General features: G+C 40.8%; 17 protein-coding genes. 5 read left to right on the top strand and 12 right to left on the bottom strand.

Features of this window, described 5'->3' with window-relative positions; all coding sequences use genetic code 11:
- The first annotated feature begins 29 nt into the window (after positions 1–29).
- On the top strand, positions 30–2,942 hold the full coding sequence (locus tag HRJ06_RS04255; RefSeq protein ID WP_174729439.1) for a transglycosylase domain-containing protein: 2,913 nt from the start codon (positions 30–32) through the stop codon (positions 2,940–2,942).
- A gap of 313 nt (positions 2,943–3,255) precedes the next feature.
- Here the strand turns inward: HRJ06_RS04255 and acsA are convergent, their stop codons facing one another.
- A complete protein-coding gene (acsA, locus tag HRJ06_RS04250) occupies positions 3,256–4,974 on the bottom strand; it encodes an acetate--CoA ligase (RefSeq protein WP_174729436.1) in 1,719 nt (572 codons plus the stop codon).
- Positions 4,975–5,197: 223 nt separating this feature from the next.
- Here acsA and HRJ06_RS04245 point away from each other — a divergent pair, with 223 nt between their 5' ends.
- From HRJ06_RS04245 to HRJ06_RS04235, 3 genes are all read left to right on the top strand, one after another.
- Positions 5,198–5,830, top strand: a complete 633-nt coding sequence (locus HRJ06_RS04245; RefSeq protein ID WP_174729434.1) for a GNAT family N-acetyltransferase — start codon at positions 5,198–5,200, stop codon at positions 5,828–5,830.
- Between the two features lie 81 nt (positions 5,831–5,911).
- Positions 5,912–6,562, top strand: coding sequence for an acetoin utilization AcuB family protein (locus HRJ06_RS04240; RefSeq protein ID WP_174729432.1), 651 nt, complete (start codon positions 5,912–5,914; stop codon positions 6,560–6,562).
- Positions 6,555–7,727 (top strand): acetoin utilization protein AcuC, encoded by a 1,173-nt coding sequence (locus HRJ06_RS04235; protein WP_174729430.1) that lies wholly within the window; start codon positions 6,555–6,557, stop codon positions 7,725–7,727. The genes HRJ06_RS04240 and HRJ06_RS04235 overlap by 8 nt, the downstream gene beginning before the upstream one ends.
- 214 nt (positions 7,728–7,941) lie before the next feature.
- On the opposite strand, the gene ccpA is transcribed toward HRJ06_RS04235, so the two are convergent.
- From ccpA to HRJ06_RS04210, 5 genes are all read right to left on the bottom strand, one after another.
- Positions 7,942–8,946 carry a catabolite control protein A gene (ccpA, locus tag HRJ06_RS04230; protein ID WP_174729428.1) on the bottom strand — a complete coding sequence of 335 codons (1,005 nt, stop codon included), beginning with the start codon at positions 8,944–8,946 and terminating at the stop codon, positions 7,942–7,944.
- 505 nt (positions 8,947–9,451) lie between these two features.
- Positions 9,452–10,528 (bottom strand): bifunctional 3-deoxy-7-phosphoheptulonate synthase/chorismate mutase, encoded by a 1,077-nt coding sequence (locus tag HRJ06_RS04225; RefSeq protein ID WP_174729426.1) that lies wholly within the window; start codon positions 10,526–10,528, stop codon positions 9,452–9,454.
- A 359-nt stretch (positions 10,529–10,887) separates the two neighbouring features.
- Positions 10,888–11,226, bottom strand: a complete 339-nt coding sequence (ytxJ, locus tag HRJ06_RS04220; RefSeq protein WP_338421050.1) for a bacillithiol system redox-active protein YtxJ — start codon at positions 11,224–11,226, stop codon at positions 10,888–10,890.
- Between the two features lie 86 nt (positions 11,227–11,312).
- Positions 11,313–11,801 (bottom strand): YtxH domain-containing protein, encoded by a 489-nt coding sequence (locus tag HRJ06_RS04215; RefSeq protein WP_174729422.1) that lies wholly within the window; start codon positions 11,799–11,801, stop codon positions 11,313–11,315.
- Positions 11,802–12,290, bottom strand: a complete 489-nt coding sequence (locus tag HRJ06_RS04210; RefSeq protein ID WP_174729421.1) for a DUF948 domain-containing protein — start codon at positions 12,288–12,290, stop codon at positions 11,802–11,804. It lies immediately after the preceding gene.
- Between the two features lie 221 nt (positions 12,291–12,511).
- Here HRJ06_RS04210 and HRJ06_RS04205 point away from each other — a divergent pair, with 221 nt between their 5' ends.
- The gene (locus HRJ06_RS04205) at positions 12,512–13,627 is read left to right on the top strand and encodes an aminopeptidase (protein ID WP_174729419.1); all 1,116 of its coding nucleotides are present in this window, start codon (positions 12,512–12,514) and stop codon (positions 13,625–13,627) included.
- A 66-nt stretch (positions 13,628–13,693) separates the two neighbouring features.
- On the opposite strand, the gene murC is transcribed toward HRJ06_RS04205, so the two are convergent.
- From murC to HRJ06_RS04175, 6 genes are all read right to left on the bottom strand, one after another.
- Entirely contained in the window at positions 13,694–14,995 is a 1,302-nt protein-coding gene (murC, locus tag HRJ06_RS04200) for a UDP-N-acetylmuramate--L-alanine ligase (RefSeq protein ID WP_174729415.1), read from the bottom strand.
- A gap of 157 nt (positions 14,996–15,152) precedes the next feature.
- Positions 15,153–15,824: a hypothetical protein gene (locus HRJ06_RS04195; protein WP_174729412.1), complete on the bottom strand. Its 672-nt coding sequence runs from the start codon at positions 15,822–15,824 to the stop codon at positions 15,153–15,155.
- A gap of 109 nt (positions 15,825–15,933) precedes the next feature.
- Entirely contained in the window at positions 15,934–18,543 is a 2,610-nt protein-coding gene (locus HRJ06_RS04190; protein WP_242035138.1) for a DNA translocase FtsK, read from the bottom strand.
- A 215-nt stretch (positions 18,544–18,758) separates the two neighbouring features.
- Entirely contained in the window at positions 18,759–19,556 is a 798-nt protein-coding gene (locus HRJ06_RS04185) for a DUF1444 domain-containing protein (protein WP_174729409.1), read from the bottom strand.
- Positions 19,557–19,648: 92 nt separating this feature from the next.
- On the bottom strand, positions 19,649–19,960 hold the full coding sequence (locus tag HRJ06_RS04180; RefSeq protein ID WP_174729406.1) for a thioredoxin domain-containing protein: 312 nt from the start codon (positions 19,958–19,960) through the stop codon (positions 19,649–19,651).
- Complete coding sequence (locus HRJ06_RS04175; protein ID WP_174729403.1) at positions 19,957–20,979, bottom strand: PTS sugar transporter subunit IIC; 1,023 nt, start codon at positions 20,977–20,979, stop codon at positions 19,957–19,959. The genes HRJ06_RS04180 and HRJ06_RS04175 overlap by 4 nt, the downstream gene beginning before the upstream one ends.
- Positions 20,980–21,172: the final 193 nt, after the last annotated feature.

The raw sequence follows: 21,172 nt of genomic DNA, 5'->3' as shown, positions 1-21,172 counted from the left end.
AATTAATGTGTTTTAGGGGGATTGATAGAATGAATCAGAATAAACGAAATGCATGGAAGGACCGCCTTAAATCCTGGTCTGCCCTTTTTACAAATAAGCGAACAGTAAAAGGTGCCAGGGTAACTTACTCGGTTGTTTGGAATTTGCTATTATTATTTGTGATTATTACTGTCCTTGGAGCCGCATTTGCCGGGGGTGTAGGTGCCGGTTATTTTGCTTCACTAGTAAAAGAGGAACCAATTCGCACATATGAAAGTATGCAAAAAGATATATACAACTATGAAGCTACATCTGAAGTCTATTTTTCTGATGAAGTTTACCTAGGGAAACTTAGAACTGACTTATACCGTGAAGAGGTAAAGCTTGAGGACGTATCAGAACATGTGATTAATGCACTAATTGCTACAGAGGATGAATACTTCTATCAGCATGATGGTGTTGTCCCGAAAGCAATAATGCGTGCAGTCTTACAAGAAGTAACAAACTCCGCGACCCAAACAGGCGGAAGCACGCTAACTCAGCAGCTCATTAAGAACCAAATACTAACGAATGAAATTTCTTTTGAAAGAAAAGCAAAAGAAATACTGCTTGCCCTGCGCCTTGAGAAATTTTTTGATAAAAAAGAAATACTTGAAGCTTACTTAAACGTATCGACTTTCGGCAGAAATTCAGCAGGAAGAAACATTGCAGGTGTCGAGACAGCCGCCAATGGGATTTTCGGTGTTGACGCAAAGGATCTTACTCTGCCTCAGGCTGCCTATATCGCAGGGCTTCCTCAAAGCCCATTCGGATATACCCCATTTACTCAAACAGGGGAAAGGAAAACTGAAGAAGGCCTCCGCCCAGGACTAGATCGTATGAAAACAGTCCTTAACCGGATGTACACTGGCGGCTTTATTGAGGAACATGAATATAAAGAGGCGCTAGCCTATGATATTACGAAGGACTTTACTGAAAAAAATAATGATGACACTTTTGAAGAATATCCGTACTTAACTGTTGAAATAGAGAAGCGGTCCGTTGATATTCTAGCAAAGATTCTAGCTAAAAATGACGGTTATGAAGAAGACGATTTAGCCACAGATGAAAACCTTAGAGCTGAATATTTGACTCTGGCAAATCGGAATCTGCGTCAGAATGGCTATAAAATTCATACGACCATTAACAAGAAGATTTACGATATTTTCCAAAAGGTCGAAGATGAGTATAAAGACTATGGGCGGGATAAGCCCCAAAAGTATATTGACCCTGAGACTGGAGAAGAGAAAACTAAAATGGAGCAGGTTGAAGCTGGTGCCATTTTAATTGAGAACAAAACTGGAAAGATCATCAGTTTCCTTGGCGGAAGAGATTTCGATAAAGAACAGGTCAATCACGCAACCGGTGCACCTCGCCCTAATGGGTCGACCATGAAACCTTTATTGGTGTATGCTCCTGCCATGGAACTTGGACGTCTTTCCCCTGGTACAGTTTTACCTGATGTAGAAGCAAGGCTAAAACCTGGTAGTAATGACGTATGGCCTCATAATTACTCAAGAAACTATACAGGTCTAACTTCAGTGCGGAATGCTCTGGAAAAGTCGCATAACGTTCCTGCGGTTATCGCCTATAAAAATATTCTCGACCAGACTCCTGCTCAATATCTTGAAAAGATGGGCTTTTCAACTTTGTTAAGCCCTGACTATACTAATCGTTCCACTTCTATTGGTTCATTAGAAAAAGGAGTCACGGTCGAAGAAAATGTCAACGCGTTTGGTACCTTTGCAAACGATGGAAAATTTGTTGATGCTTATATGATTGATAAGATTGTCGACAAAGACGGAAATGTTGTTTTTGAACATAAAAGCGAGCCTGTTGAGGTATTCAGTCCGCAAACAGCTTATTTATCCATTGATATGATGAGAGATGTCATTAATAGCGGAACTGCCTCCTCTCTACGGAACCGGTTAAAGTTTGGTTCGGATTGGGCTGGTAAAACTGGTACCGGACACAACTTCCAGGATGTATGGTTCGTTGCAACAAATCCAAATGTCTCGTTTGGTACCTGGATGGGATATGATACTCCTAAGCCTTTGGATGATGGCAACTCAACCCGAAACATCAATCTGTGGGCGGCACTCATGAACGCAGCGTATGATGTTGCTCCAGAACTGGTCGACCCTGAAGAACGTTTTAAAATGCCAGGCGGGATCGTGAAAAGGTCATATTGCGCCGTCTCCGGCTTACTGCCATCAAAGGCATGTAATGAAGCTGGTCTCGTAAGAACCGATCTATTTAATGCTAAGCATGTTCCTACAAAGGTGGATGACAGCCTTGTTGAAAGCAAGTTTGTATGGGTTGGGGAAAAAAGATACTTGGCGCTTGACTCCACTCCATCAGAATTCGCTGAATCTGGGGTAATTTTAAATCCTGAATATATGGAAAGCCTGCTGGGACATAAGATTCGAAATCCTGAACAGCTGCTGCCAAAATCAGAATCATGGGCGAAAATACTTGTTGCAGATTCAAAGTTAGAAGAAAACGGTAAAAAACCTGCTGTTCTAAATATAAAAGAATCTAAAGGCACAATCACATGGTCTGCCCATTCAGAAAAAGATATTGTAGGCTACCGGGTTTACAACGGTGATAAAAAGGTAGCCAGCATCAAAGGGGATGCAGCCTTAACCTATAAGGCAGGCGACGGCTCCTTTTATGTAACAGCTGTTGATATTGCTGGCAAGGAATCTGCCCCTTCTAATATTATTGAGTTAGGACAGAAACCTGTAGCTGAAAAACCTAAAGAAGAAAAACCGAAGGAAAAACCTAAACCAGAAAAAGAAGATAAACCAGCAGATGGAGAACCTGCTGAACCACCGGCCGATCCACCTGCTGAACCAAGTGAACCGCCAGCGCCTCCTACAGACGAAGGTGGTGGCTCAGAAGATGATGATGATGGGCAATAAGAACAGCCCCTTATATCTTTTTATCTCTTAGAAAAAATAGCCCCTTGGCAGTCTAAACTTGTTAAGAAAAGGGAGGTCCAGATGACTTCATCATTGGACCGAAGCGACCTCGAAGGGCTAGGAGCTGGAGCTATACAGTAATCAGTGTCAAACAACAAAAGGAATTGGGAACGTAACATGCCCAGTTCCTTTTGTTGTTTTATTAGTTTTCTACTATTTAATAAAGACTGACTGCTCCTGAGCCTCAACTCAAAAAGTTTATCTATAAATCAAAAAACCGCATCTGCTAGGATGCGGTTTTATTGTTGAGAAATTAATCCTCCATTGTAGAAAGGTCACCTGCAGGTAAGTCAAGCTCCCAAGCTTTAAGGACACGGCGCATGATTTTTCCGCTCCGTGTTTTAGGAAGCTTATCGCGGAACTCAATTTCCCTTGGTGCAGCATGGGCAGCAAGACCTTTTTTGACAAACTGCCTAATTTCTTCCTTTAATTCATCTGTTTGTTCAAATCCATCACGCAAAGCAATGAATGCTTTAATAATTTCGCCTCTTACCGGATCCGGCTTCCCAATAACTCCTGCTTCAGCAACAGCTGGATGTTCGACGAGTTTGCTTTCCACTTCAAATGGCCCTACCCGCTCACCGGACGTCATAATCACATCATCTATACGGCCTTGGAACCAGAAGTACCCATCTTCATCCATATAAGCCGAGTCTCCCGATACATACCAATCTCCTGGCATGAAATAAGATTCATACTTCTGCTGGTTATTCCAGATCGTATTCATCATAGATGGCCATCCTTTTTTAATCGCTAAATTCCCCATTCGATATGGCGGAAGTTCATTTCCCTGGTCATCAACAATGGCTGCCTTCACCCCAGGGACAGGTTTTCCCATCGAGCCTGGCTTAATCTCCATACAAGGATAATTACAGATTAGTTGTCCCCCAGTTTCAGTCATCCACCACGTATCATGGATACGAAGATGGAATACCTTCATACCCCAGCGGACTACTTCAGGATTCAAAGGTTCACCAACACTTACTACATGGCGCAGGCTTCCCAGGTCATACTTTTTAACAATTTCGTCTCCAGCACCCATCAGCATCCGGAAGGCGGTAGGAGCACTGTACCATACAGAAATTCCATATTCCTCAATCATTTTATACCAGGCATCTGGACTAAAGCGGCCGCCAATAATAACATTGGTTGTACCAGTTAACCAAGGTCCAAAAATACCATAAGATGTGCCTGTTACCCATCCTGGATCCGCAGTGCACCAGTATGTATCTTCTTCCTTCAAATCGAGAACCCACTTAGCAGTCTGATAATGCTGAATCATCGCATTGTGAACATGCAGAACACCTTTTGGCTTTCCAGTTGAACCAGAAGTATAGTGAAGGATTAGACCATCATTGCGGTCCACCCATTCAATCTGTAAGTTTTTGCTGGCTTCTGCCAGTTTTTTATTAAAATCAATATGAGTTCCATGTTCTTCAATATCATTTCCTACTAGAAAAATAGTTTTAAGTTCCGGTAATTCATTTACTGGGACACGTTCAAGCAGCTCTGGTGTCGTGACCAGAACCTTTGCTCCACTGTCTTCAAGACGATCCCTGACTGCTCCCTCCATGAATGCTTCAAATAAAGGACCAACAATTGCTCCTACCTTTACTGCACCTAACAAAGCGAAATATAGTTCAGGAGAGCGCGGCATAAAGATAAAGACGCGATCGCCTTTCTCTACATCTCCGTGAGTTTTTAACACATTGGCAGCCTGGTTGGAGTGTTCTTTCATTTCTTTGAAAGTGTACTTTTCTTTTCTTGTCCCGTCTTGATAATAAAGAGCAATTTTATTTTTCCGAAAGCTCTCCGCATGCCTGTCAATTGCTTCATAAGCCATATTAACTCGGCCGGTTTCATTCCAAGAAAACTGTTTCTCTATGTCCTTCCAGTCAAATTGTCCATATTGTTCATTGTAATCTTTTAGATTATAGTCTCCCTTTGTTACTGGTAGCGCTTCCACTTTCATCTTACAATCCCCCTTAGACTCTGTATGTAATTATTATAGTATAAAAAGTGCCTTATCTCAATTTTTAAAATATTCTAGAGTCATTTTCAACCTCCTTCTTTTTTTGATTCTTTTCCCGAATTTATCTATTTTTAAAACAGAAAATTAGCTTGAAAGCGCTTTTATCTGTTAGATTTTATGTATAATAGAAAGTATATTAGATGTTTCCCGGGGTGGTGAACTAATGGAACATAAGAAAACGTACAATGCGAAAGAGCTAAAAACGCCACAAGGCAGTATTATTATTGAAGGACCAGTCTCTCCTGAAAAGTTGGCAGAATATGAATTTCATAAAGACCTTGTCGCCTTCCGTCCTCCTGCCCAGCAGCATAAAGCCTTGGTAGAAATAGCCGGCCTTCCTGATGGCAGAATTATTATAGCAAGACATCGCCATATGGTTGTGGGATATGTAACTTATTTATATCCTGATCCGCTTGAAAGATGGTCCGAAGGCAAAATGGAAGATTTAATTGAACTTGGTGCTATAGAAGTTATTCCTGAATTTCGAGGTTATTCCGTTGGCAAAAATCTTTTAAGGGTCAGCATGATGGATGATGCCATGGAAGATTATATCATTATTACCACGGAATATTATTGGCACTGGGATTTAAAGAACACTGGTTTAAATGTATGGGAATATCGAAAAATCATGGAGAAAATGATGAACGCTGGCGGGCTTGTCTGGTATGCAACCGATGACCCGGAGATCAGCTCTCATCCTGCTAATTGTCTAATGGCCAGGATTGGAAAAAGAATCGGACCTGATTCTGTCCAACAGTTTGACCGTCTCCGTTTCATGAATCGCTTTATGTATTAACAGATATTTAGAGGGTTCTATCAGGTCTAGTTAAACAACTCGAAGTTATTTTTTCACATCCGCACTCAAGGGGGCTAGGAAATGATTGTGGAAGAAATTATGAATAAAGAAGTTATAACATTAAAAGAAACCAATACAATTGCAGAAGCAATCAGACTAATGGAAGAACAAAAAATCCGGCATATTCCTATAATCGACGCCGATCATTTGCTGATCGGGCTGATAACAGATCGGGATGTAAGGGATGCAACTCCCTCCATTTTTCATATTGGCGAGCATCTTGATGTACTTGAAAAACCGCTAAGCCAATTTATGGTTAGAGACATTGTTACAGGCCACCCGCTTGATTTTGTTGAGGAAGTTTCTGCTGTTTTTTACGAACATCATATAGGCTGCCTTCCTATTGTTAACGAAAATAAGCTTGTTGGAATTATCACTGAGACAGACTTGCTTCATACATTGGTTAAACTGACAGGTGCTCACCAGCCAGGTTCACAAATTGAAGTCCGTGTCCATAACAGAGCAGGAATGCTTTTCGAGGTAGCAACAGTGATGCGGGATAGAAAAGTAAACATTCAAAGTGTGCTCGTTTATCCGGATCATGAGGATGATCGCTTTAAAATATTAGTACTTAGGGTGCAGACTATGAACCCGTCTAGAATAATTGATGATTTAAAGCAGGCAGGCCTTCAAGTTTTATGGCCTAATCTCCCGGGGGTTTCCCATGAATGATAAGTCTGTTTTTATCTTTTCTGAAGAACTGTTAAATTATAAGTTTAACAGCGAGCATCCTTTCAACCAACTTCGTTTAAAACTAACACTTGACTTATTGAAAAAAACAAATGCGATCAAAGAAAGTGATATAATCCCACCGAGAATGGCAACGGATGAGGAGCTTAGTTTAGTACATGATCCAAATTATATAAATGCTGTACGACAGGCTGGACGTGGGCTGCTTTCCGAAGATGCAGCAGAGGGGTACGGTCTTGGCACCGAGGATACACCTATATTTCCTAACATGCATGAGGCTAGCGCACTTCTCGTTGGAGGCACCTTAACTGCTGTTGACCAGGTTATGTCTGGAAACGCCCTCCACGCCCTAAATTTGGGCGGAGGACTGCATCATGGTTTCCGAGGTAAGGCCTCTGGATTTTGCATCTACAACGATAGCTCAGTTGCGATTAAATATTTACAAGAAAAATATAATGCGAGAGTACTATATGTCGATACGGATGCTCATCATGGGGATGGAGTTCAATGGTCTTTTTATGATGATCCGAATGTTTGCACTCTATCCATCCATGAAACGGGACGATATTTGTTCCCAGGGACCGGTAATGTGAACGAACGTGGACAAGGAAAGGGCTATGGATTTTCATTTAACATTCCTGTAGATGCTTTTACCGAAGATGATTCATTTTTAAGCGCCTACACAAGCGCACTTTATGAGGTAGCAGAATTTTTCAAGCCGGATGTAATCTTAACTCAGAATGGAGCAGACTCTCACTATTTGGATCCGCTTACACACTTGTCAGCAACAATGAAACTATACCGCGAAATACCGCGACTAGCCCATGATGTAGCTCATAAATACTGTAACGGAAAGTGGATAGCTGTTGGAGGAGGCGGCTATGATATCTGGAGAGTTGTGCCAAGAGCTTGGGCGTTAATCTGGCTGGAGATGACTGAAAACTCGAATAGTTTTGGCAGCTTGCCTGAGGAGTGGAGGCAGGCCTGGAGTAAACAGGCGCCAGTGGATCTCCCGCTATTATGGGATGACCCAGATAACTTATATCCTCCTATTCCAAGAAAAACAGAAATCACTGAAAAAAATGCTCAAACCGTTGCGAAAGCACTTTATCCTATCCGCAGCCACAAAAAAACTGAATCGATGTAATACGTTAAAGTGTAATCGCTTACGTCCTGGTTTTCTATCCTAGCAGCCGAAAGAACCGCCTCAAAGAGGACGGTTCTTTTTGTGCTGGTAAAAGCTTATTAGTAAATGAGGCTCCTGCATCGCTCGCTTACCGTTAATGTTCATCTGCCAAACGGGTAAGCAGTACCTGAAGACCTGAAAGTCAAAAGCTTTCTTCAAGGCTATTTAAAATAGTCTATATACTCTTTGTTGAATCACGGCTCTCAATTCTATGGGGCAATACAACATTATTTTCATCCACTGACTCTTTGTTCATTAATTTGGTCAAAAGCCGCATTGCGACTGCTCCAATATCATATAAAGGCTGAACAATTGTTGTTAGCTGAGGCCGAACCATTAATGTTAATTTTGTATTATCTGAACTGATAACTTCAATATCCCCGGGAACCTTTAAGCCTTTATCCTGGGCACCATGTATGACTCCAAGTGCCATTTCATCAGACCCAACTAAAACCGCTGTTGGTTTTCTCCCGTCCTCATGAAGTTTTTCAAAAGCTTCAATTCCAGAATCATATGTGTAATCACCTTCAAAAATAAGGTTTTCTTGATACTCTATTCCCGCGTCTGCTAGTGCACGTTTGTACCCAACAAGCTTCTTATCTTTGTTAATCGGTTCAATTAATGGACCAACTACAAAGGCAATTTCTTTATGTCCTTCACCAATAAACGCTTGAACAGCATCATAAGAGGCTTGTTCATAATTAATGTTTACTGTTGGAATAGAACTAGACTCTTCTATTGAACCCGCAAGTACAATGGGAACCGGTGACTTTTTGAACTCTTCCACATGCTCAGCTGTTATGTTTCCTCCCATGAAAACAAGACCATCTACCTGCTTGCCAAGCATTGTATTGAGTAAATGAAGTTCCTTATCTTTATTCTGATCGGAGTTGCTCAGAATAATATTGTATTTGTACATTGTCGCGATATCTTCAATTCCCCTTGCCAGTTCAGCAAAAAATGTGCTGGCTATATCAGGAATAATCACACCAACTGTTGTAGTTTTTTTACTGGCAAGCCCTCTGGCAACAGCATTTGGGCGATAACCAAGACGCTCAATTACCTCTACTACTTTCTTTCTTGTTGCAGGCTTAACATTGGGGTTGCCGTTCACTACTCTGGAAACAGTAGCCATTGATACGTTTGCTTCTCTTGCAACATCATATATTGTTACATTCATCATGTTCACTCCTTTAGTAGCTTCGTTCTCTTTTTTTATAGTGTACAACATCAGTTCAGTTGTTAACCATTTTTATGAATGTTTGTGATTATTTGTACAAGCTTTTTATGTAATCATACGATATAGTAGGTAAACCCGCAATGTAAAGGGATCAAATTAACTTAAAAAAAGCTAAATAGGAAAAAAAACACATAAAACTGTCTTATTTTGGAGGGGCAGAGGGTGAAGCAGTTCTAAGAATTCATCATCGGAACCGATGTGACCTCGAGCTGCAAAGCTTATTGGCTCCTCGCAAGATACACAGGGAAGCCAACTCTTTGGGGAAAACGGCTAGGCGCTGGAGCTAGACAGTAGTCAATGTCAAAAATTCTATATATTCTATCTTTGAACAAAAGTACAAACGACCGAAGCTAGATGGTAGTCTATGTTCAAATTTTATGTTTTCTATCTTATAAAAAACCCCTTCTGCTATTTGGACAGAAGGGGTTTCTTGTATGTGTAAATCTTATGCTCTTACAAATGAAGCTGCCTTTAACTGATTTACAAAATCGTCAAATTGGTTTAAATCCATTTGCTGAGCTGAATCTGAAAGAGCTACTGCAGGATCAGGATGCACTTCAGCCATTACTCCGTCAGCTCCAATAGCTATCGCAGCCTTTGCAGTAGGAAGCAAAAGATCTCTTCTGCCTGTTGAATGAGTAACATCCACCATGACTGGAAGATGTGTTTCCTGCTTAAGAATTGGAACGGCCGAGATATCAAGCGTATTCCGTGTTGCTTTTTCATATGTCCTAATTCCGCGCTCGCATAAGATTATTTGTCCATTGCCTTGTGCAGCAATGTACTCGGCAGCATTAATAAATTCTTCTATTGTTGCAGAGAGCCCTCTTTTAAGAAGTACAGGCTTGTTTACTGCCCCAGCAGCTTTAAGAAGCTCAAAGTTTTGCATATTACGTGCACCTATCTGAATGACATCAAGGTACTCAACAGCTTGTTCGATGTCATTGGCACTAACGATTTCACTGATTACAGCCATATCGTACTCATCAGCTACTCGCTTTAAAATCTTCAGCCCTTCAAGACCAAGACCCTGGAAATCATATGGTGAAGTCCTAGGCTTAAATGCTCCGCCGCGAAGCAGCTTAAACCCTTTTTCTTTAACAGCTGCTGCTACAGTTGCAACCTGTTCATATGATTCTACTGCACATGGACCGAAAACAAAATGAGTGTTCCCATCACCGATTTTTACGCCTTTCACATCCACGATCGTATCCTCTGGATGTTTTTTACGTGAAACAAGTAAAGCTTTGCGGTGATCATCCTTTTGAAGCTCTAGACCTGCTTTGAAAATTTCTTTGAAAATGTGCTGGATGGTCGATTGTTGAAACGGCCCATCATTGTGTTCTTTGATTAAATCAAGCATATGGCGTTCACGAACAGGATCGTATCTATATACTCCCTGTGTTTCTTTAACCCTGCCAATCTCCTGGACGAGCTGAGCTCTTTCATTAATAAGGGAAAGTAACTCTAAGTTCAATTCATCAACTCGTGATCGTAACTGGTCTAATTCATTATTGCTCATTTTTCTGTCCCGCCCTTCATTCGTTTATGCCGCAACATACTTTCCAAAAAGAATAATTTTAAAATATCCTAAATTGCGAATTTTCGTTAACGACGAAATTATTTTTTATTAGGGTTATTATATATGAATTATACTATCTTGTCACGTAATTTTTCTTTATTAATTAAACGCTTTTAAGTATTAAAGCATTTTATGTAAAAACATAAGATATGGTGCTTACTTCAGAAATAACCGTACAAAATGATGCCATCTGGGTCAAGCCCTAATCCTGTAAGATTAACCTGTGTGAAAGAAATAAACAAGCAAAACTATGCTAAACTCTGGTTTACAAAAAGACATCCACGGTATGAATGTCTCTCTTATTGGTTTTCAGCTAATGCATCAGCCATATTATTATTAGTGATTTTCCAATGTGATGCGTGCCATGCAACTCCTTGTTTAACAAAAAGGATTGTCTGGGGAGATTCATGTTTGACATGAAACGTCTCAGCAATGTGATTGGACACGGGACGCGCCTCTTGCACGACCAAGTAATAACAATCGATTTCCGGCCGGGCATTAGCAAATTCGTTGAATTCATCATAACCAGCTTGGCTGATTGGACATGTATTACTATGTTTCAAGAGAAAGAATTGTTCTTTTTTCTGCAATAGCGTATCAAATTGCTCCACAGATTGAATTTGTTCCAAAACACTCACTCCTGTTCTCCATATGTAATTAAAATGAAACGGTGAAGTAATTTTATCACTTCACCGTTTCATAGACAAATCAAAATGTCATTTTATTATTCATTTAGTTTACCTTCTGTATCATCGAAAGCCTTTTGCGTTTCTTCAAGCTTCTTTTGCACTTCTTCACCTGTGGCTATATGTGTCTGTTCCATCGTGCTCGTTTCAGCCATTGAAGTAGGAACTTCTTGTAAATTTCCTTCAGGTCCGGAATTAGGGTCTGTATTTTCCCCTGATCCTTTTACTTTATTAAGAAGTCCAGAAGATTGTTCTGTAACAGTCTGGCTAAAGGAAGATGCCTTATCCTTTGCTGCCGAAGCCAGCTCTGTTCCTTTTGAAACTGCCGTATCCTTTAATTTCTCAGTTTTATCCATCAAGCTGGATGTCTGCTCGTTTAAGGTGCTGCGCATCTCTCTTCCTGATTTTGGAGCGAGAAGCAGGGCAGCCAGGCCTCCCACAAGCCCTCCGATCAGGGCTCCTATCATAAAGTCTTTTGAATTAATGTTCTCGTCTTGCTTTTCCAAGTCGCGATCTCTGTTTCCCATTTAGTTTCCTCCTTTAGTCTCTATTCCTTTTTCAGGCTCTCTCGCTGCTGCCTGCTGAACTTCTACCTTCAGCTCTGGTTGGTTTCTTGACTGCCATTTTTCTTTTAATTCCAATACTACATTGCTCCATTGGACAACCTGAGAGATTTTATCTTTATTCCTTTGAAGTTGTTGATCAACAGCAGTTGTTACGCTCTGAATTGAATGATTAAAACGTTGTACAGAAGTCCCAACATCTTTAACAGCACTTACTATTCCATTCAGACTCTCCGATTTCTTTTGAATATCATCAGCTAGTGTGTTGGTCTTATGTAACAGGTCCGTAGTTTCTCTGGTTACACCATCCAATTGCTGTTCAAGACCTACCAATGTTCTCGACACGCTATCAAGAGTAGTTTGGACTGATTTTAACGTCCTTGACAGAAAAATAACTAGAACTAAAAAAGCGATCGCAATAACAGCTACGCTCAAATATAAAATAATTTCCATCACTATGCACCTCCATTTTTCTTCATGTGTATTTTTTACCCGCAACAACTGGGTTTAAACCCTTTCTACTTAAAGTAGTTCACTATAATGGTCTCGGTTTCCTGCCTTAATTATACACTCATTTTCAAAAAACCATAATAAACAGTAGATCTTTTGCCAACTTATCGTTATCGAGGGTACAATATAATAAGTTTTTAATTACTCGATAGGAGGGATTTTTCTTGAAGGATCCTCGAATTGATACACTTGCTAAAAACCTTATTAACTATTCCATACGGTTGCAGGAAGGAGAAAAGGTCTTAATTGAAAATTTCGGGCTGCAGCGGGAACTTGTCACAGCTCTTGTCAAAGAAGCTTATGCAGCCGGAGGATACCCATTTGTTTTACTTAAAGATCATCAGGTAGACCGTGCGTTATTGCTGGGTGCACAGGAAGAGCAATATAACATGCTGGCAGATTTCGAAGCAAATGTTATGAGCCAAATGGATGCTTACATTGGTTTGCGTTCAGGAGACAACATTAGCGAACAAGCGGATGTTCCGGATGATAAAATGAAGATTCACGGGAAGACAATTGGGAAAAAGGTTCATCGTGCTATCCGTGTTCCTAAGACGAAATGGGTTGTATTAAGGTATCCTACATCATCTATGGCACAGCTTGCTAAGATGAGCACAGAGGCATTTGAGGATTTTTATTTTGATGTATGTAACCTTGATTACAGCAAAATGGATAAAGCAATGGATAGTCTTGTGGAATTAATGGATAACACGGATAAAGTCCGAATTACTGGGCCAGGGACTGATTTAACTTTCTCAATTAAAGATATTCCTGCTGTAAAATGTGCAGGTCAGCTTAATATTCCAGATGGAGAGGTTTATTCTGCTCCTGTTCGAGATTCAGTTAATGGAACTATTACATACAATACCCCATCACCTTATCATGGCTTTACCTTCGAAAACGTAAAGCTTAGCTTTAAGGATGGCAAAATTATAGAAGCATTAGCCAATGACACAAATCGAATTAACAAGATTTTCGATACAGATGAAGGTGCCCGCTATGTAGGCGAATTTGCGATAGGGGTAAACCCATATATACTGCATCCCATGCAGGATATTTTGTTTGATGAGAAGATTGATGGCAGCTTCCATTTTACACCAGGACAATGCTATGATGATGCCTTTAACGGCAACCATTCAAATATCCACTGGGATATGGTTAACATTCAGCGTCCTGATTACGGCGGCGGAGAAATTTACTTTGATGGCAGACTAATCCGTAAAGATGGCCGCTTTGTGATAGCTGAACTTGAATCTCTAAATCCAGAGAATTTAAAGTAACAATACAGTATGAGTTGTTAAATAACAGCTAACGAAAAAGGATGCAGCATATGCCGCATCCTTTTTTTATACCTCTAGCAATTTTTCATAAGATTCCTGGAATTTTTGGATATCCCCTGCACCCATGAAAATAATCACGCCAGTCTCATGCTGCTTCAATGAGGTTGTATCTTCCTCACAGATGATGCTGGAATCATCAATTTTATCCTGAAGATCTTGTATCGTAAGTTTCCCATGAATTTCACGGGCAGACCCAAATATTTCACACAGATAGACCTTGTCAGCAAGATTTAAGCTTTCCGCAAATTCGTTAAGGAAAGTTTGAGTTCTTGTAAATGTATGAGGCTGAAATACTGCTACAATTTCACGTTCCGGATACTTTTGCCGTGCGGCATCAATGGTTGCCTTGATTTCTGTAGGATGGTGGGCGTAATCATCAATGATGATTTGTTCGCCTGCTTCCTTTTCTGAAAACCTTCGCTTCACTCCTTCAAAGGTATGGAGCTGATCTTGAATAGTTTTCGCTTCAATATTCTCATAATGGCAAATAGCTATGACAGCCAAAGAATTTAGAACATTATGATCCCCATAAGCTGGAATAGAAAAAGTCTCATAATAAGTATTTCGCACAAAAACATCAAAGGTTGTACCTTCTGTCGATTTCACTACATTTGATGCTCTGAAGTCATTCTCTTCTTCAAAGCCATAAAACACAACAGGAACCTTCGCCTGAATCTTTTGGAGCTGTTCATCATCTCCGCACGCAAAGATTCCCTTTTTTACCTGCCAAGACATTTCCTGAAAAGCTGAGAACACATCATCAACATTGGCAAAGTAATCCGGATGATCGAAGTCGATATTTGTCATGATCGCATAATCCGGAAAGTAGGATAAGAAATGGCGCCGGTATTCACACGCTTCAAAAACAAAATACTCTGCATCCTTTTCGCCTTTGCCTGTACCGTCTCCAATTAAAAAGGAAGTAGGCTTAGCGCCTTTAATAACATGGGCCAGGAGACCTGTTGTCGAGGTCTTTCCATGTGCGCCAGTAATTGCTACACTTGTGAAATTTTGCATAAAATCACCTAAGAAACGATGATAACGAACAATAGGAAGCCCAAGTTCCATCGCTTCCTGGATTTCTTCATGTGTATCCGGAAAGGCGTTTCCGGCAATGATGGTCATTCCTGGCTGTATATTGTCCTTATCAAAGGGAAGAACTTTTATCCCTAATTTTTCAAGGGCAAGTTGAGTAAAAAAGTGCTTCTCGACGTCGGAGCCCTGAACTTGATAGTCCATGTCATGAAGAACCTGTGCCAATGCACTCATCCCAGCTCCCTTAATACCTACAAAATGGTAAACAGTCATATAAAGAACCTCCAACCAACGTCTGTATGTAACACAGTATATGACAGATATTTCTAAATGCTCACAATGGGCATCTGCCTATACATGTTCAAATGCTGTCTAATCGTATTTAGACATTATAACACCTTTTAACTTTAAAAACTACGAGGGCCTTGTGTCATTCTGGCCGCAATAAATGGGAAGCTTGTACTAAGTAGGAGTATGCATACCTTTTTAGAAAGGCTCTCCAGGTTAATTCAATCTGCTCGTTAAAGTCCTGGTCCATATCCGAAATCGCATTTAAATGACTGACAGGATAGATATTCCCAAGCAATATATCTTTAGCAACTAGAGGAAGTCTGCGTAAGAAGACTAATTCCCCTTTTTTGAGATTTAAAACATCGACTGTTTGAGAAGAGATGATGACCTGCTGATCCAAGAGCCTCGATTTAACAGTAAGCTGTTCCTTATGGTCATCAGTACCAGCCACAACTACTGGCTCTAAAACAGTACTCAAAAAAAGGGCTCCTAGGATCAATTCAGGTTCTGTAAGCTGATGGGAACTTTTTTTTATAAACAAAGAAAACATAGTAAATCCTTGTATGGTTTTGTAGTCAAACAGAAACCATTCAGAAAACACTTCTTCCAAAGGAGGGGTTAATGGCGTTTCCCCACTAAGGCCTGTCATTCGCCTGAATAAGTGTTTCCCACGCACCTTTTCCCGTATATTGGCGTTTCTATCTGTAAAATCCATAGCGCGCTTATAAAGTTGCCTCGCGCTATCCTCTCCTTGGAGCTGCTTCTGGTTTCGATATGCCTCAAAATTTAATATAGTTTCATTATCATCCATTTAAATTCCCCTTGTTTGCTGAACGTCGAAAGGCCGGTTAATGGGCCTTTTCATTTTTCAGCGCACCTATTAGCAGTTAATCAAATTTGATAATACCATTTATATCTTATTATCTGCTAGTTTCTTGAAAGCCTTCTAATTCTGCAGAACCTATCAGAACATCTCTTGGCTTGCTGCCGCGCCCTTCAGATATGAAGCCATGGTCCTCCATCATATCAATCAGCCGCGCTGCACGATTATAACCTATTTTAAAGCGCCTCTGCACGCTTGAGGTAGATGCACTCCCCTGATCAACAATAAATTCGCAAGCCTCATAAAACAGTTCATCTTCGTCTTCATTAATTTGGGCTTTTTTTAACAATTCATTCTGTTCAAATAAATATTTCGGTTTTTGTTGAGATCGAACAAACGCAACAATGCTGTCTATTTCCCTGTCAGTAACAAAAGTCCCCTGAAGTCTGACTGGTTTTGATGAACCGTTTTCGAGGAAAAGCATATCTCCGCGTCCTAGCAGTTTTTCAGCTCCGCTTATATCTATTATTGTTCGCGAATCAACCTGCGATGAAACCGAAAAGGCTATTCTTGTGGGAACATTTGCCTTAATCAGGCCAGTAATGACATCTACGGATGGCCTCTGGGTGGCGATAATCAAATGAATTCCACATGCTCTCGCTTTTTGCGCAATTCTGCAAATCGCCTCCTCGACATCCGCTGGCGACATCATCATTAGGTCTGCAAGCTCATCAATCACTATTACAATATAGGGCAGTTTCTCTGTGTAATGCTTGTGCTCAAGTGCCAGCTCATTAAACCTTCCTATATCTCGGACACCGCTATGGGCAAATAGTTCATAGCGCCTTTCCATTTCTTCAACAGCCCATTTCAAAGAGGCCGTAGCAGCCTTCACATCTGTTATAACCGGACTTACAAGATGAGGAATGTGGTTATAAGGGGCTAATTCTACCATTTTAGGATCAATCAGAAGCAGCTTTACATCATCTGGATGAGCTTTATAAAGAAGACTGACCAGAAATGTATTTATACACACACTTTTCCCCGAACCTGTCGCTCCTGCAATCAAACCGTGCGGCATTTTCTTTAGGTCAGTTACAATTGGATCTCCAGAAATATCAAGGCCCATGGCTGCCGCTAAGGGGGAATCCTCCTCCGAGAAAGCTTTTGACATTAATATTTCACTTAATAACACAGGCCTGCTTGTTTTATTCGGCACTTCAATTCCTATCGTGTGCTTACCAGGTATAGGAGCTTCAATCCTTATATCTCTAGCTGCCAAGCTTAATTTGATATCATCTGATAAGTTGGTAATCTTATTTACTTTGACCCCCGGTTCCGGCTGAACTTCAAATCTAGTAACCGACGGCCCTTGAGTAACATTCACAACACTTGCATTTACATTAAAGTTTTTAAGAGCCAAATTCAACAGCTGTTCCTGCCTGCCCAGCCATTCTGGATGAGGCTGCTGTTCCACCGGCGGGTTTAGTAAGTGAAGCGGAGGAAATTGATAACTATTATTTTCAGAAACAGACTGAACACTATCAGTTGATGGACCTGCCTGGAAAACAGCAAAGTCCTGATTTGCTGGTTCGGTATCGACCGTATTAAATTGGTCAGACTCAGGCTGAACGGCAGTTAGGGACGGTTCTAGGTTATCTGCCCTAGTACTCAAGTCTTCTTCTTTTTCAGCTTCTAGCTGTTCACCCTCACGCTCGGCGGGCTTATCTTTATGTACAGGAGAGGGGGTTGCGGCTCTCTGTTGGCTAGCCTCCCATTTCAACTTATCTTGTTTTAGCATGATAACATTGAAGGGGATATTCCGTTTAGTTCTTTCCATGTTATTGTTTTGTCCGCCAGATATTTCTTCCTCCGAAACGCTGTCTGTTGGTGTAGATTCTGCGGCTTCCTGCTCTGGTGCTTGTATTACTTCCTGCTTAGCCTCGTCTGAACTATCATTTTCAATTGTTGTATTTTCTATCTGCATACTATCAAGATATTTTTCAGTTGCAGCAACATTTAATGCCGCCGCCGTTTCATCCTGTACTGGATGGGATGGGCTATTTGTTTCAGCTTGTAGAGCTGTCCCATTGATCTTATCAATTTCATTGTCCATTATGCTTGGAGGTAAAGCTTCAATGTGGTCTTGTACTGACTCAAGGATTTCAGGTTCAATAGATTCTTCTGGGAGGACAGCCTCACTGAGATTAAGTGATCTTCCTTGACCATACGAGAGTCCCTGGTAAGTGAATTCGGTTAACTCATATTCTATTTCGCTTTTTTTAGGCCGGTTGAAAGCATAGATGGGCGAAGGGATTTCTGTCGGCTTAAATGGTTTGCGGTACTTGATTTCCTTTGGCTTGCTGCTCACAACCGGTTCTTCCTTTTTCCTTCTCTCAGACTTTTTTACTCTCGTTGGTTCAGCTTCTGCTTTATCTTTTTTAAAAGGTGTGACCTTTGCTTGTGGCTGTTGTGCCTGCCTAGCCTGTCTGTGCCGCTGTCTAGGAGGTTTTGCCTCGCTATCGCTGTCAGGAATTACTGGAAACTGAAATTGGCCTTTTGGATACTGATAGAGCACTTTGGCATCTAGCTCTTTTGAAGCATCAGCGCGGTTTCTGTTTTCCCGATTTTTAGCAGAAATATTTTCTTCTCTATTGTCTAGTTCTTGAATGGGTTTATTTTTAATCATCTTTAAAATCTTTTTCATCCAGCTCAACTAAATCACTCTTTCTCTTTCATGTCTTGTTTTATTTTAACAGTAATTCTTTAAAATTCGAGTTAAATTCAAAGAATAGGTTGAATTTACGATGGTTCTCTTGCTGTATAGTCTAAATCTGCTAAATTAGTAGCACAAAAGTCGGAGCTCTTATCCATTAAACGGCAGTAAGCCCGGCAATTGCCAGGCTTACTTTAAGAAAAGTACTATGTCCGCTTTTTATTTTTCCCCAAAATGAAAATGGGCTCTAGCTCCCCTTCTTCATATAGAAATGAAAGGGCCGTTATCGGAACGCGGCCGCTTGCGAAGAAGCTCATCGTCATTTGGGCAAGAATATCATAGCCTGTATTATTTTGGATATCAGCGATGATTAATACATCCTGGTGAGGGACAGCCAAGGCCATTTCCCCCTTCGTTTTTTGCTTCATTTGGCTAAGAAACGATTCATTCAAAATTCTGCTTGCATCATAGCCATCATTTGTATTTAAGAAGTAGAATATATTCCCAGCTACAGTATCTTCCCTCGTCATAATCGGAAGTGAACGGACATTAAACAAAGCAGTCTCCTTTACCTGAGCTGCAGTCCAATTTTCCTTGTCGAGAATTTTCCTGTCAATCAGCCTGTATGTCTTACCCATGTCTAATGCGTAATAAATTCTAGTTTCAGCCGTATGCTCATCGTATAAAAACGGCACTCCTTCCTCTGCCTCCTCCGGAAAGGACGTAGAACGGATGACTGGGAAAATATTTTTCTCTTTACCTTTCAACTGAACCTTCGAAACCATTGCCTGAAGGCCTTCGTTTACGTAATAAACAACTTCGTCAATTGCTTTTTCCTTTTGCTCCTGCCATTTAGCTGCTATTCCAGGAAGAGATACTGTAATCCCCTTTCCTGTTTCAGCCCATTCAATTCTAAGCTGATCTTTTTCCCGGTCATATGAAACTTTCCGGTCAGGACTGTTCAGTCTATTTTCTAACTCTTTTCGTATATGTTTGCTATCCATACCAGGGCCTCCTATTCAGCCAGGAGATATTTATACTCTCTACTAGCTTATAATAAATAACCCTCCACCACAAAACAGATGGAGGGCCTTTTTTATAGATTCTCGATAAACCGTTCAATTTCTTCCTTCGTTTTGCGGTCCTTGCTCACAAATCTGCCTAACTCATTTCCATCTTCATAGGCGAGAAAACTAGGAATCCCATACACGTTTAATTCAATGCATAGATCTAGAAATTCATCCCTGTCTATATAGAAAAAAGAAAATTGATTGAAATTCTTTTCTATTTCAGGAAGGTCTGGCTCAATAATCCGGCAATCAGGACACCAGTCCGCTGAAAAGAGAAAAATATGTTTGCCATTATTTTTTAGTTCTTCAAACTGTTGTATTGATTCAAGGTTTTTCACTTTTGATTTCCTCCAGTGTGGATCAGCAGGTCCCCTGCTTTAATCCAGCCTTTACTCCTCATATATTCAGATATTATCAGTGTAATGACTGCAGGTCCAATAAAATGCAATAAAATCACTTTCATCCAAATATCTCCACCAAAGCCCATGGTCGTAAATGTCATGATTTGTCCTACTAAACCGCTTGTACCCATGCCGGCTCCTGCAGCATTATTCTCAAGCAGCCAAACGGTCGTTCCGATTGGTGCAAGTATAGCTCCTGCTATGGTAGGAGGAATGATTGTTAAGGGATTCCGAATAACATTAGGGACTTGAAGCATAGAAGTACCAAGCCCTTGAGCAATAAACCCGCCAAAGCGATTCTCTCTATAGCTTGATACTGCAAATCCAATCATCTGCGCACTGCAGCCAATAGTTGCAGCTCCTGCAGCAAGCCCATGCAGATCCAGCATGAGGGCGATTGCTGCACTGGAAATTGGTGCTGTGAGGGCGAGGCCCATCAACACAGCAACTACAATCCCCATAATAATCGGCCGCTGTTCTGTCCCCCACATAATCATACTGCCTAAACCTTCCATAAGATACCTAATTCCTGGTCCAATAAAGGAAGCAGCTGTAAATCCTGTAATAATCGTGACGAGTGGTGTGACAATAATATCTATTCTTGTTTCTTTGCTCACAAGCTTGCCAATTTCTACTGACAAAAGAGAAGCAACAAAGCTTCCAGCTGGCCCGCCTAATGCAGCTCCTGCAGCACCACTGACAATTGCTGAAAATAACACGAGCGGCGGAGCTCCCAGTCCGTAGGCAACTGCAGCCCCGATTGCCGGGCCCATTAGACCCATTGCGGTCGCACCCATATCAGTTAAGTATTGAGCACCGAGCTGATCTCCAATTGTCTTAAGGATTAATCCGATAATTAACGAAGCAAATAATCCAAGCGCCATACTGCTTAAGGCATCTATAAAATAAACCTTCGCTGAGAGGCGTACCCCTTTTCTTTCTAAAAATTCTTTCATAAAATAACTCCTCCTTCATCCCTATATGTATAAACAGGTGTCAAGACAGTTGATGTGTTTATTTTACTCTTCTACCGATTAAAAAGGAATAAAAAGATTCTATTATTTTACCCAACTTTTATTTTTACTAAGGGAAATCTATATAAAAATAAAAAAAGAACCAACATTTATGCTGGTTCCCTCGTATAACTTA

This window comes from Mesobacillus harenae, assembly GCF_013343715.1.
GTDB classification, from domain to species: Bacteria; Bacillota; Bacilli; order Bacillales; family Cytobacillaceae; genus Mesobacillus_A; species Mesobacillus_A harenae.
Note: the sequence above shows the minus strand (reverse complement) of the source record. Positions and strands in the feature narration are given on the sequence as shown.